10 protein-coding genes are annotated in these 14,201 nt (G+C 44.8%); all 10 read left to right on the plus strand.

The features are described from left to right. Window positions 1-40: 40 nt before the first annotated feature. The 10 genes from iorA (at window position 41) to gltB (ending at window position 14,131) form a co-directional block, all read left to right on the plus strand. The gene (iorA, locus tag OCV57_RS12050) at window positions 41-1,768 is read left to right on the plus strand and encodes an indolepyruvate ferredoxin oxidoreductase subunit alpha (RefSeq protein WP_117893695.1); all 1,728 of its coding nucleotides are present in this window, start codon (window positions 41-43) and stop codon (window positions 1,766-1,768) included. Window positions 1,769-1,796: 28 nt separating this feature from the next. Then, entirely contained in the window at window positions 1,797-2,372 is a 576-nt protein-coding gene (locus OCV57_RS12055; RefSeq protein WP_046441561.1) for an indolepyruvate oxidoreductase subunit beta, read from the plus strand. Next, a complete protein-coding gene (locus OCV57_RS12060) occupies window positions 2,372-2,869 on the plus strand; it encodes an HD domain-containing protein (RefSeq protein ID WP_267301739.1) in 498 nt (165 codons plus the stop codon). Before OCV57_RS12055 ends, OCV57_RS12060 begins: the two co-directional genes overlap by 1 nt. Window positions 2,870-2,933: 64 nt before the next feature. Further along, window positions 2,934-4,241 (plus strand): phenylacetate--CoA ligase family protein, encoded by a 1,308-nt coding sequence (locus OCV57_RS12065; protein WP_195551234.1) that lies wholly within the window; start codon window positions 2,934-2,936, stop codon window positions 4,239-4,241. A gap of 18 nt (window positions 4,242-4,259) precedes the next feature. Further along, window positions 4,260-4,694, plus strand: coding sequence for an ACT domain-containing protein (locus tag OCV57_RS12070; RefSeq protein WP_022287478.1), 435 nt, complete (start codon window positions 4,260-4,262; stop codon window positions 4,692-4,694). 155 nt (window positions 4,695-4,849) lie between these two features. After that, window positions 4,850-5,020: a DUF362 domain-containing protein gene (locus OCV57_RS12075; RefSeq protein WP_022287477.1), complete on the plus strand. Its 171-nt coding sequence runs from the start codon at window positions 4,850-4,852 to the stop codon at window positions 5,018-5,020. A gap of 543 nt (window positions 5,021-5,563) precedes the next feature. Beyond that, window positions 5,564-6,760, plus strand: coding sequence for a transglutaminase-like domain-containing protein (locus OCV57_RS12080; RefSeq protein WP_138338225.1), 1,197 nt, complete (start codon window positions 5,564-5,566; stop codon window positions 6,758-6,760). A gap of 220 nt (window positions 6,761-6,980) precedes the next feature. Next, window positions 6,981-8,531 carry a L,D-transpeptidase family protein gene (locus OCV57_RS12085; protein ID WP_267301741.1) on the plus strand — a complete coding sequence of 517 codons (1,551 nt, stop codon included), beginning with the start codon at window positions 6,981-6,983 and terminating at the stop codon, window positions 8,529-8,531. A 53-nt stretch (window positions 8,532-8,584) separates the two neighbouring features. Next, window positions 8,585-9,223 (plus strand): M15 family metallopeptidase, encoded by a 639-nt coding sequence (locus OCV57_RS12090; protein WP_267301743.1) that lies wholly within the window; start codon window positions 8,585-8,587, stop codon window positions 9,221-9,223. Window positions 9,224-9,589: 366 nt separating this feature from the next. Beyond that, window positions 9,590-14,131 (plus strand): glutamate synthase large subunit, encoded by a 4,542-nt coding sequence (gltB, locus tag OCV57_RS12095; RefSeq protein ID WP_353805454.1) that lies wholly within the window; start codon window positions 9,590-9,592, stop codon window positions 14,129-14,131. Window positions 14,132-14,201: the final 70 nt, after the last annotated feature.

Genomic DNA, 14,201 nt, shown 5'->3' on the forward strand with positions numbered 1-14,201 from the left:
CGAAAAAATGGTCGGTGCAGTGAAAGGAAAGATTTATTGTATGAAAAAACTAATGCTTGGAAACGAGGCGTTTGCAAGAGGTCTGTATGAGGCAGGCTGTAAGGTTGTATCATCTTACCCTGGTACTCCGTCAACTGAGATAACAGAAGCTGTTGCAAAATATGACGAGGTATATGCTGAGTGGGCGCCTAATGAAAAGGTGGCAATGGAAGTGGCTCTTGGCGCTTCTATAGGTGGTGCAAGAAGCTTCTGCGGAATGAAGCACGTTGGTCTTAACGTTGCCGCTGACCCTCTTTACACAGCAGGCTACACAGGCGTAACGGCAGGTATGGTAATAGCTGTCGCCGATGACCCTGGTATGCACTCGTCACAGAACGAGCAGGATTCACGTCATCATGCTATCGCTTCTAAGACAATGATGATAGAGCCTTCCGATTCAAGGGAGTGCAAGGAGTTTGCTAAGGCTGCTTTCGAGCTTTCTGAAAAGTTCGATGTTCCTGTTATCGTAAGACTGTCCACCAGAGTTTCTCACTCTCAGTCAGCCGTTGAGCTTTGCGAGAGAGAGGAAAGGGAGAATATCCCATATGAAAAGAATATCCAGAAGTATGTTATGATGCCTGGTAACGCTATCCGCCGTCACCCTGTTGTTGAGGCAAGAATGAAGGCTATCGCTGATTATGCCGAAACTTCACCCCTCAACAAGGTAGAGATGAACGATACAAAGATAGGCGTTATCACAAGCGGTATCTCATATCAGTATGCTAAAGAGGCTCTGGGCGACAAGGCGTCATATCTCAAACTCGGTATCGTAAACCCAATGCCAATTCAGATAATAAAGGACTTTGCCGCAAAGTGCGAAAAGGTCTATGTGATCGAGGAGCTTGACGATGTTATCGAAACACACTGCAAAAAGAACGGCGTGAACGTTATCGGCAAGGAGCTTTTCAGCCTTATGGGCGAGATATCACAGACTATCGTTGCTGAAAAGATACTTGGCGAGAAGAATGAGTATATCACATTTGAGGATAACGTGCCTGTAAGACCTCCTGTTATGTGTCCGGGATGTCCTCACAGAGGTCTGTTCTATTGCCTGCATAAGCTGGGCGTTATGGTATCAGGCGATATCGGCTGTTACACTCTCGGCGCAACAGCACCGCTTTGTGCTATGGATTCAACTATCTGCATGGGTGCTTCTATCAGCGGACTTCACGGCTTCAACAAGGCAAGAGGCGCAGAGGCTGAGAAGAAGTCTGTTGCCGTTATCGGTGACTCTACATTCATGCACAGCGGTATGACAGGTCTTGTGAACGTTGCATATAACTCCACAAATTCAACTGTTATCATTCTCGATAACTCTATCACAGGTATGACGGGTCATCAGCAGAACCCTACAACTGGTAAAAACCTTAAGGGCGACCCTGCTTATGCCGTTGACCTTGAAATGCTCTGCCATTCACTTGGTATCAAGAGCGTAAGAGTCGTTGACCCATATCACATGGCTGAAACAGAGGCTGTTATCAAGGAAGAGCTTGCCAAGGAAGAACCAAGCGTTATTATTTCAAGACGTCCATGCGCACTTCTTAAATATGTAAAGCACAATCCACCGCTCAAGGTAAACAAGGATAAGTGCGTTGGCTGTAAGCAGTGCCTGAAGATAGGCTGTCCTGCTATATCTATCCATGACGGCAAGTGCGTTATCGACCATACACAGTGCGTAGGCTGCGGCATATGCAAGGAAATGTGTAAGCTCGGTGCGATATGCGACTAATGATAACATATATTTCGAGGTGTAAATAATGAAAACAAGATCAATTATGATAGTGGGCGTAGGCGGACAGGGCTCTCTGCTTGCGTCAAGAATAATAGGAAACGTGCTTCTTTCACAGGGCTTTGATGTAAAGGTCAGCGAGGTACACGGAATGAGCCAGCGTGGCGGCTCTGTTGTTACATACGTTAAGTACGGCAGCGAGGTATGCTCGCCGGTAGTTGAAAAAGGCGAAGCTGATATCATCATCAGCTTTGAACAGCTTGAAGCCGCAAGATATGTTTCATATCTCAAGAAGGGCGGACATATCATCACTTCAACTCAGCAGATAGACCCAATGCCTGTTATCACAGGTGCGGCTGTTTATCCTGAGGATATCATAGGCAAGCTTAAAGCAGAGGGCGTTGACGTTATCGCTGTTGACGCACTGGCACTTGCGGAGCAGGCTGGTACTGCAAAGGCTTCAAACGTTGTTCTCATGGGCGTTGTGTCAACTAAAATGGCTTTTGATGAGGACGTATGGCAGAAGGCTCTTGAGCAGTGCGTTCCTGCAAAGTTCCTTGAACTGAACAAGAAGGCGTTCGCTCTCGGCAGAGAGGTAAAATAATGGACGAGATAAGCGGTCTTATCATAAAAATGACCGAGTTTTTCGCTGGCGACCCGAAACGTATACAGCACTTTATAAAGGTACATACCTTTGCCCGTGTTATCGGCAGGGCAGAGGGACTTGATATCCGCACTATGTATTGTCTTGATGTTGCGTCAGCGGTGCATGATATCGGCATAAAGCCTGCGGAGGAGAGATACGGAAAGGGTCACTGCGGAGGCAAATTGCAGGAGCAGCTAGGCCCTGAGCCTGCACAAAAAATGCTCAGAGAGCTTGACTTTGACGAGGATATCATAGACAGGGTGTGCTTTCTTATCGCACATCACCACACCTATGAGGGCGCCCAGGGGCTTGACTGGCAGATACTTTTAGAGGCTGATTTTCTTGTGAACGCTTATGAGGACAGTCTGTCCAAAGAGAGCATAAAAAGCTTTCGGGATAAGGTGTTCAAAACGAAGGCTGGCATAAAAATGCTTGAAGATATGTACGGCGTATGATACTTGTGCAAAGTTGATACCCGAGTAATATGACCGAAACCATTTTAACAGGAGGTGTGTTCCAATGGGAAAATATTGGAACGAAGAGATCGAGTGCATGGCGCACGAGGACATGAAAAAGCTCCAGAGCGAAAGACTTGTCAAGCAGGTCAAGCACGTCTGGGACAATGTGCCATACTACAAGAAGCTTATGGAAGAAAAGGGCGTAACGCCTGATGATATCCACGGCATTGAGGACCTGCACAAGCTGCCGTTCCTTTCAAAGGCTGATCTGCGTGAGGCTTATCCTTACGGTCTGCTTGCAAAGCCGCTTTCAGAGTGCGTGAGAATACATTCTACAAGCGGAACCACAGGCAAGAGAGTTGTGGCTTTCTACACTCAGCATGATATCGACCTTTGGGAAAATTGCTGTGCAAGAGCTATAGTTGCCGCAGGCGGATCAAAAGACGACGTTTGCCACGTTGCATATGGCTATGGACTTTTTACAGGCGGAGCAGGTCTTAACGGCGGCTCTCATAAGGTGGGCTGTCTTACTCTGCCGATGTCATCAGGAAACACAGAAAGACAGATACAGTTCATGCAGGATCTAGGTTCTACTATCCTGTGCTGTACTCCGTCATATGCCGCTTATATAGGTGAAACTGTAAAGGAAATGGGCATAAAGCCAGAAGATCTTACACTCAAAGCTGGTATCTTCGGTGCTGAGCCTTGGACGGAGGAAATGCGTCACGAGATAGAGAATCTTCTTGGCATCAAGGCTTACGATATCTATGGTCTGACAGAAACAAGCGGTCCTGGCGTAGCTTTCGAGTGCGAAGCACAGTCTGGTATGCACATCAATGAGGACAACTTTATCGCAGAGATAATCGACCCTGACACAGGAGAGGTGCTTCCTGAAGGCTCAAAGGGCGAGCTTGTATTCACAAGTATCACAAAGGAAGCTTTCCCTCTGCTGAGATACAGAACAAGAGATATCTGTATTCTTACAAGAGAGAAATGCTCATGTGGCAGAACTCTCGTCAAAATGTGCAAGCCAATGGGCAGAAGCGACGATATGCTCATCATTAAGGGCGTAAACGTGTTCCCATCTCAGATAGAGTCAGTGCTTCTTAAGATATCAAAAGCAAGCCCTAACTATCAGATAGTCGTTGACAGGGTGAACAATTCTGATACTTTCGAGATAAGAGTCGAGCTTAATGACGATATGTTCTCTGATACTGTCAAGTCTATCGAGGATCTTGAAAAGAAGATATCAAACGATATCCATAATATCCTTGGCATCAAGGCGAAGATAAGACTTGTTGAGCCAAAGAGCATTCCACGTTCTGAGGGCAAGGCAGTAAGAGTTATCGACAAGAGAAAGCTTGTCTAAAAGACAGGGGGTAATTTTATGACAGTAAAACAGCTTTCGGTTTTTATTGAAAATAGACCTGGCAGATTGTCTGCCGTTACAAAAATACTTGGGGATAATGATGTGAATATCCGTGCAATGTCCCTTGCTGACACAAAGGATTTCGGTATTCTCAGACTTATCGTTGACGATTTTGAAAAAGCAGTTTCAGCCTTGAAAACAGAGGGCTTTTCCGTTACCACCACTCAGGTGCTTGCAGTGGAGATAAATGACCGCCCAGGCGGACTTTCAGAAGCAATGAAGGCTCTCTACAATGACAACATCAGCGTTGAGTATATGTATTCTGCATTCATAAACACTAAGGAAAACACGGCTTATCTTATCCTTAGAGTAGAGAACGTTACAGCCGCTCTGGAAGCTTTGAGTGAAGCAGGATTTGCACTTATCTCACAGCAGGAATTGGCAAGCATCTAGCTGATTAGTGAATACTAACCGAAAAATCACTTAAAATCTATGTGAAATTTTTATGAAATGCCGAAAACCTCTTGATTTTTTCAGAAAATGTGTTATTATATAAGTATAGTATTTGATATGATACTTGTAGAATTTATGCAAGGAGGTCTGTGAAAATGGCTTATAAGATTAGTGATGAGTGCATCGGCTGCGGCGCTTGCATGGACGCATGTCCAGTAGGAGCTATCTCCGAGGCTGACGGTAAGTGTGCTATTAACGCTGACGAGTGCATCGACTGCGGTTCTTGCGCAGGTACTTGCCCTGTAGGAGCACCTCAGGCTGAGTAATTTACTTAAACTAAGAGAAAACGTCTGTCATATGGCAGGCGTTTTTTTGCACTTATTTTTTTGTGTATTAGTTTTCAGCACATTATCATAAAACTGTCACATTGGCGGAGTATCATATAAACACAACAAGAGAAAGACAAAAAGATGAAATTTACACATATACTTTTTTCTCCATATATACTTCATATACTTCAAAAAGGGAACGCTGGCTTGTGCCTGCGTTCTTTTTTTGCGTGGGTGATTTTGTGGATAGATATGTAAAATATCGTGGAAAATATGGGCTTTTGTATCGCAGGTGTCCGTTTTTCGGTATTATTAATAAAAGTTTTGCGAAATTTGTTAAAAGTGATAAAAATAGAACCCTTATTGTCGTTCCTGGAATATAAAATGTACAATGGTTGTAACTTGACGTTCATATAAACTTCATAAACGAGCGAAAAAACGGCTTGAAAATTACAATTTGATTACAATGCCCCTTGACTTTTGTAACCTTATTCATTATAATATGGTGTAGTTTATCACGTTTGAAAGGAGCGTTCTGAATTGGGTTATTTGAAGTCGGGGATATCCCGCTGTGTGGCTGTGCTTTCTGCCTGCGGAGTTGTGACAGTATCTGCTGTGACTTTTGCGACACTTGATAAAAACGTTATCCAGCCATGTGCGGTCATGCCGCCTGAAAATGCAAAGGTCATTTCTGTTGTTTCTGACAAGGAAACATCTGAGCAGATCGGGGATATCACAACTGTTCTTACAACATCAGCCGTCAAGGAAACTGCGAAAAATTCTCAGACCGAGGCTGTAAAGGCTGTAAAAACTGCAAAAAGCGAAACAACAAAGTCAGCTTCTGAAACAGCTTTGAGATCAGAGAGCGTAACGACCTCTGTAATATCACAGAAGCCAGCGTCAGTGACCGCAGTGCAGAGCGTGACTTCCGCTGACACAAAGCTTAGCATATCAGTAAGCCTTGTGACAAAGAAAACTCAGCAGGCTTCAAAGTCTGAAACAAAGGTTTCTGCTGTTACTTCCGCCCCTGTCAGCACTACTGACAGCGATACTGTTGCCTCGAAGGCTACAAAAAAGACTACAACAGTGAAAACTACTACTGCAAAAACTACTACCACTGCAAAAACAACAACTGCCCCTGTTACGACCACAACGCCTGGGGTGACTACTACCAAGAAAAAGACCACCACCGCTAAGGTGACAACAACTAAAAAGCCTGTTACAACTACAATCACTGCGCCTGTTGTCGACAACGGCAAGACCCCTGCACAGCGACTTAATTCTGCAGTGCTTGATCCAAAGGCGACGCTCAGCGCAAAGGAAGAAAAGATACTTCTGAAATATCTCAATAAGATAATATCAGATGATATGACAAACTACGAAAAGGCTGTGGCTTGCTACGATTATATTATAAAGAACACGGTCTACGATTACGGCGGCTGGGCAAATCCTGTCAAGGCTGTTCTTGAGGACGGTTACGGCACTTGCACAGAATATTCTTACGTTTACGCCGCAATGCTCAACTACATAGGCTTTGACGCAAAGACCGTTGACGGCAAGACCGCTATGGCGGCAGGCGGTTACGGCTATCATATGTGGGTAGAGGTAACGATAAACGGTCAGGTATATGTTATGGACCCTCAGGTGGACGATAACATGAGCTGGGGAGCGTATATCTCCCATGACCGCTTCTGCAAGACCTACAGCGAGGTCAAGAACAAGTATATAAAAGACTGATATTGTATCGGGTGGAGTTATCTGCCCGATATTTTTTTCTGTGTTTGCGTGCAGTTTGTTTGCAGTACGTTTATTTGTACATTAAATAAGAATATCCGGCACTCTTTTTGTGACAAATTTTTCAGCCTATCCTATAGACAAAAGGAAAAAAGCATGATATAATTATTCTTGATACATTGTCGGCAAATGCCGAACGTCATTTTGTACAGGAGGATAATTGATGACGGAAAATTCCACAAAGATAACGAAAAAGCCTGTGACATCAGTGAAGAAAAACAGCTCTGTCAAAGGTTCGTCAAAGAATAAGAAGAGAAAGAAAAAACGCAACAATATCGGCATTATCTGCGGCACTGCGGCAGCGGCTATCGTGATAGTTGTGGGCGGAGGTTATTTCATTGGAAGAGCTTACTATAGCAACAGATTTCTGAGCGGCACAACAGTGAATGGCATTGACGTGGGCGGAAAGACATTTGAACAGGCTTGCGATCTGCTCGGGGTGAATGATATGCCTTATGAGCTTACGGTCAAAACTATCGACGGTACGCCTGTTGTTTTCAAGACGGCTGATTTTGATTACAGGCTAAGCGGCAAGGACGAGCTTCAGAAGATCTATGACAGCGTGAACAGAAAAACATGGTTCTCTGGATTTATACAGAACTCCATCTATAGCTTTAATGAGGACATCACATTTGATGTTGAGAAGCTTCAGAAGCTTGTGGAGAAAGCAAACTGGGGCGATGTTGAAACTGCCGATGCAAAGCTTGGCCTTAACGAGGATAAGACGGCTTATGTTATCACCCCTGAGGTGCAGGGAAACAAGATAACCGATATGAAAAAGCTTGAAGCTTGTGTTACGCAAAGCGTGGCGGCAGGCGAGCTTAGCGTTGAGCTTGACAAGGACACAGGTTGTTATTCTCTTCCAGAGGTGAAGAGCGCAGACCTTGAGGACGATTGCAAGAAACGAAATGATGTTTTCCAGCTTTCTGTCACATACGATTTTGACTACACCACAGAAACTCTCACGGGCGAGGAGCTTATGAAGATGATAAAGCTCAAAGATGACGGAAGCTACACTGTGGATAGAAAGAAAGCCATGGAGTATGTGGAAAAGCTCGCAAAGAAGTATGATACATATAATACTAAGAGAAAATTCCACGCCACTTTGCAGGGCGACATAATCGTGCCGACAAGCTCTGATGCTAAATACGGCTGGTGGATAGATCAGGAAAAGACTTGTGACGATCTTGTGGATATGCTTGAAAAGGGCGAGAGCGTTGACAAGGTAGACCCTATCTATTACAGTACCGGTTATTTTGACTTTACAGGCGTTGAGTCTGCAAGAAGCAAGGACGATGATATAGGCGACACTTATATTGAGATAGACCTTACCGACCAGCACTTGTGGTATTATGAAAAGGGCAAGAAAAAGCTCGATACCTATATAGTTTCAGGTCAGACCACATCTGAGGCGAGAACAACTCTCCCTGGTGTTTATAAGCTGTGGTCAAAGGAAACCAACAAGCGCATGAAAGACACAAATGCCGACGGCGACGAGTGGGATACAAAGTGCAACTTCTGGAACAACGTTTCTCTCTGCGGAATAGGTCTTCACGATTCAACGTGGCGAGGCGGATATTTCGGCGGTGAGATATACAAATACAACGGCTCTCACGGCTGTATAAATATGAGCTATGACGACGCCAAATATGTTTATGACAACGTGCCTTACGGTACGCCTGTTGTTATGTACTACAAGTCTGCGGATAAATAATAAGGACGGTCAAGGTATCATGCCTTGACCGCTTTTTGTAAGGAGTGTTTTTTATGGAAAAGATATTATACAGAGAGGGCTTTACGGCTGAGGAGCTTCCAAACGAGGTGATAGAGCGTATCAAAGGCGTTTCCTATAAGGAAAACCCCTATGTGAAGCTGGGCGACCTTGCCTATCTGCGTGTGAGATATTATGACTTTGAGCATAAGGTGCAGTCGGGGGAGCTTATCGTGTCGAGGAAGCTTGCGCAGGAGGTTCTGGATATTTTCTATGAGCTTTTCGAGGGCAGTTATGAGATAGAAAAAATCAGGCTCGTTGACGAGTACGACGCTGATGATGAAAGGTCAATGGCGGATAACAATTCCTCTGCTTTCAACTATAGGGTGGTGGCTGGTACCAACATTATTTCGGCTCACAGCTACGGCAGGGCGATAGACATAAACCCCCTTATAAATCCTTATATAGTGGGGAATAAGGTCATGCCTGCCAATGCTGCAGAGTATGCAGACCGTGACAAGGCTTTTGATCACAAGATTGACAGAACAGACCTTTGCTATTGCATTTTCAGGCGTCACGGCTGGAAATGGGGTGGTGACTGGAACAATTCTAAGGATTATCAGCATTTTTACAAAGAGTACGATTCTCCGCTGAAAATGGCTGTAAATAAGCTGAAAAGAGCGTTGTTACGTTAGTTTGCGAGGTTTACCTAGGAAAGCGATATGAAATCATAAGTTATATATGTATACTGATTAACTAAAAATTAATAATGAATTTATGCAAGTTTTATCATTCGCTCTTGCATTTTGCTGTAATGTGTGTTATAATGATTAAGCCGTCAAAAAAGACGACAAAAGGCTATTTTCTTGCATTTGTGCGAAAAACCACGCTTTGAGTTTGTTTGCGCTTATGCAGGATTGCAGGATTTTAATTTCTTCCTGCAAATTTTTTGTTAAAAACAGCTAAAAATCGGCTATGAGCCGTGAAATAACATACGTTGCTGAACGATAAGCTATAATTTTTTTACAGTTTGGCAGGAAAGGGTGATAAAAATGGAACGCATGGAGGATATGACTAATGTAAAAAGCCTGTATTCACCGAAATTCGAGCATGATAACTGCGGAATAGGTGCTGTTGTGAACATTAAGGGCAAAAAGAGCCACGATACTGTTGCAAATGCACTGACTATCGTTGAAACGCTTGAGCATCGTGCTGGTAAGGACGCAGAGGGCAAAACAGGTGACGGAGTAGGTATCCTGCTTCAGATCTCACATAAATTTTTTAAGAAGATTGCCGCCGCTGAGCTTGGAATCACACTTGGCGAGGAGAGAGATTATGCCGTTGGTATGTTCTTCTTCCCACAGAACGAGCTTGCGAGAAATCAGGCAAAGAAGATGTTTGAGATAATCGCCGAAAAAGAGGGTCTGGAGATCCTTGGCTGGAGAGTCGTTCCTGCAAAGCCTGAGGTGCTTGGCAAGAGAGCTGCCCAGTGTATGCCTGCCATAATGCAGTGCTTCATCAAGCGTCCAAAGGGCGTTAAAAAGGGTCTTGACTTTGACCGCAAGCTATATGTTGCAAGACGTGTGTTCGAGCAGTCAAATGAGGACACCTACGTTGTATCGCTTTCAAGCAGAACTATAGTATATAAAGGAATGTTCCTTGTGCAGGATCTCAGAAAGTTCTTCCCTGACCTTCAGGATAAGGACTACGAGTCTGCTATCGCTATGGTACATTCAAGATTTTCTACCAACACAAACCCAAGCTGGCAGAGAGCTCATCCTAACAGAATGATCGTTCACAACGGTGAGATAAACACTATCAGAGGCAATGCTGATAAAATGCTTGCTCGTGAGGAAACGATGAAGTCTGAGCATTTGAAGGGCGACCTTGATAAGGTCACACCTGTTGTAAACACAGAAGGCTCTGACTCTGCAATGCTCGACAACACACTTGAGTTTTTGGTCATGAGTGGAATGGATCTGCCGCTGGCTGTCATGATAACGATCCCTGAGCCATGGGATAACAACGGCACGATGAGTCAGGCTAAGAAAGACTTCTATCAGTATTACGCAACTATGATGGAGCCATGGGACGGACCGGCTTCTATCCTTTTCTCTGACGGAGATATCATGGGTGCAGTGCTTGACAGAAACGGTCTGCGTCCGTCAAGATATTATATCACAAAGGACGGCAATCTTATCCTTTCATCTGAGGTTGGCGCACTTCCTATCCCATCAGACAATATCGTTGAAAAGGAACGACTTCGCCCAGGCAAAATGCTTCTTGTTGATACTGTTCAGGGCAGAGTTATCGACGATGACGAGCTTAAGGAATACTATGCTTCAAAGCAGCCTTACGGCGAGTGGCTTGACAGCAACCTTGTCAGACTTAAAGACCTTAAGATACCAAACATCAAGGTAGAGGAACACGGCTACGAGGAAAGACAAAGACTTCAGAAAGCTTTTGGCTATACCTATGAGGACGTTATGACATCTATCCTGCCAATGGCAAAGAACGGCTCTGAGTCTATTGCCGCTATGGGTACAGACAGCCCGCTTGCGGTGCTTTCAAAAGAGCCTCAGCCACTGTTCAACTACTTCAAACAGCTCTTTGCACAGGTAACAAATCCGCCTATAGACGCTATCAGAGAGGAAATAGTTACCTCCACAACTGTCTATATCGGTGAGGACGGCAACATTCTTGAAGAAAAGCCTGAAAATTGCAAGGTAATGAAGATACACGACCCTATCCTTACCTCAACAGATATCCTTAAAATAAAGAATATGCACATTCCTGGCTTTAAGGTAGCTGTTATCCCTATACTTTATTATAAGAACACAAGACTTGAAAAGGCTATAAACAGACTTTATATAGAAGCAGACAAGGCGTTCAGCGAGGGCGCAAATATCCTTATCCTTTCAGACAGGGGAGTTGACGAGAACCACCTTGCTATCCCGTCACTGCTTGCAGTATCAGCGCTTCATCAGCACCTTGTTGTTACAAAGAAGAGAACATCTCTTGCTATTATCCTCGAAAGCGGCGAGCCTAGAGAAGTTCATCACTTTGCAACACTGCTCGGCTATGGCGCTTCCGCTATCAACCCTTATCTTGCTCAGGAAACTATCCACGAGCTTATTGCTGACGACCTTCTTGACAAGGATTACTATGCCGCTGTTGACGATTATAATGCGGCTGTTCTCCATGGTATCGTAAAGATAGCTTCAAAAATGGGTATCTCTACTATACAGTCATATCAAGGCTCACAGATATTCGAGGCTATCGGTATCGGTGAGGACGTTATAAACAAATACTTCACCGGCACGGTCAGCAGGATAGGCGGTATCACTATCTCTGATATCGAAAAGAACGTTGACAGACTTCATACATCAGCCTTTGACCCTCTTGGACTTGGCACAGACACAGAGCTTGAATCAAGAGGAAGCCACAAGTTCAGAAGCGGCAAGGAGGAGCATCTCTACAATCCTCAGTCTATCTATTTGCTCCAGCAGGCTGCAAGGACTGGCGACTATGAAACATACAAGAAGTATTCAAAGCTTATCTCTGAGGAAATGGACCCTGTGAACATCAGAGGTCTTATGGATTTCAACTTTGCTGAAAATCCTGTTCCGCTGGAGGAAGTTGAGAGCGTTGACTCTATTGTAAGAAGATTTAAGACGGGCGCCATGTCCTACGGCTCTATCTCGCAGGAAGCTCACGAAGCACTTGCTATCGCAATGAATAGACTTCACGGCAAGTCAAACTCAGGCGAGGGCGGTGAGAGCCTTGACAGACTTCTCACAAAGGGTACTTCTGAGGACAGATGTTCAGCTATCAAGCAGGTGGCTTCGGGACGTTTCGGTGTAACTTCAAGATACCTCACATCTGCTGATGAGATACAGATAAAAATGGCACAGGGCGCAAAGCCTGGCGAGGGCGGTCATCTCCCTGGCAAAAAGGTTTATCCATGGATAGCTAAAACAAGACACTCCACACCTGGCGTGTCGCTTATCTCGCCTCCGCCACACCACGATATCTACTCTATCGAGGACTTGGCTCAGCTTATCTATGACCTGAAAAACGCAAACAAGAACGCAAGAATTTCTGTAAAGCTCGTTTCTGAGTGCGGTGTTGGTACAGTCGCGGCAGGTGTTGCAAAGGCTGGCGCAGGTGTTATCCTTATCTCAGGCTATGACGGCGGTACAGGTGCGGCTCCGAGAAACTCTATCTACAATGCAGGACTTCCATGGGAGCTTGGACTTGCAGAAGCACATCAGACCCTTATCAAGAACGGTCTTAGAAATAAGGTCGTTATCGAAACAGACGGCAAGCTCATGACAGGTCGTGATGTTGTTATCGCAGCGATCCTTGGCGCAGAGGAGTTCGGCTTTGCAACAGCTCCGCTGATAACACTCGGCTGTGCAATGATGAGAGTATGTAATCTTGATACTTGCCCATTTGGTGTTGCAACACAGAACCCAGAGCTTAGAAAGAAGTTCCCTGGCAAGCCTGAATATGTAATGAACTTTATGATATTCGTGGCTTCCGAGCTTAGAGAATATATGTCAAAGCTTGGCGTAAGAACAGTTGACGAGCTTGTGGGAAGAATTGACCTTATCAAGCCAAAGGCTGGTATCACAGGCACTGCAGCACAAGTTGACCTTTCTAATATCATCAACTCTGATTACGTTTCAGAAAAGGTAGAATACAACAAGAAATCCAAGTATGACTTCAAGCTTGAAAACACTCTTGATGAAAAGGTACTCATGAAGGAGTTCGAGAAAAATCTTAAGAGTGGTGAGAAGAAGTCTATCACAGTAAATGTCAAGAACACAGACCGTTCATTCGGTACTATCTTCGGCTCAGAGATAACAAGAAAGTATTATAACACACTTGCTGACGATACATACAAGATAGTCTGCAACGGCTCAGGCGGACAGAGCTTCGGCGCATTTATCCCAAACGGCTTGACCCTCGAGCTTGTGGGCGACTCTAACGATTATTTCGGCAAGGGACTTTCAGGCGGTAAGCTCGTTGTTTATCCTCCAAAGGATTCCACTTTCAAAGCCGAGGACAATATCATTATCGGTAACGTTGCACTTTACGGCGCAACAAGCGGTAAGGCGTTCATTGACGGTGTTGCAGGCGAGCGTTTCTGCGTAAGAAACTCAGGCGCAGTGGCAGTTGTCGAGGGCGTTGGCGACCACGGCTGTGAGTATATGACAGGCGGCTGTGTGGTAGTTATCGGCAAGACGGGCAAAAACTTTGCGGCAGGTATGTCGGGCGGTGTAGCTTACGTTCTTGACGAGGACAGACACCTTTACACAAGACTCAACAAGGAAATGGTACTTTTCTCTGAGGTCAAGGAGAAGTACGATATCATTCAGCTCAAAGACCTTATCCAGCAGCACGTTGACGCAACAGGCTCTGAAAAGGGCAAGCGTATTCTTGATAACTTTGAGGAATATCTGCCTAAGTTCAAGAAGATAATCCCTCACGATTACAAGAAGATGATGTCTGCTATAGCTTCAATGGAAGAAAAGGGTATGAGTAGCGATCAGGCGCAGATAGAAGCATTCTATCAGATCATCAACGGCAAGCAGTAAGCCTGCGCACATGAGATATTGTACTTTTAAAATCGAAAGGAGGATATACTTGCAGTGAAAGCAAGTATAG

The sequence above is a fragment of the Hominimerdicola aceti genome (genome assembly GCF_025567495.1).
In the GTDB taxonomy this organism is placed as follows: domain Bacteria; phylum Bacillota; class Clostridia; order Oscillospirales; family Ruminococcaceae; genus Hominimerdicola; species Hominimerdicola aceti.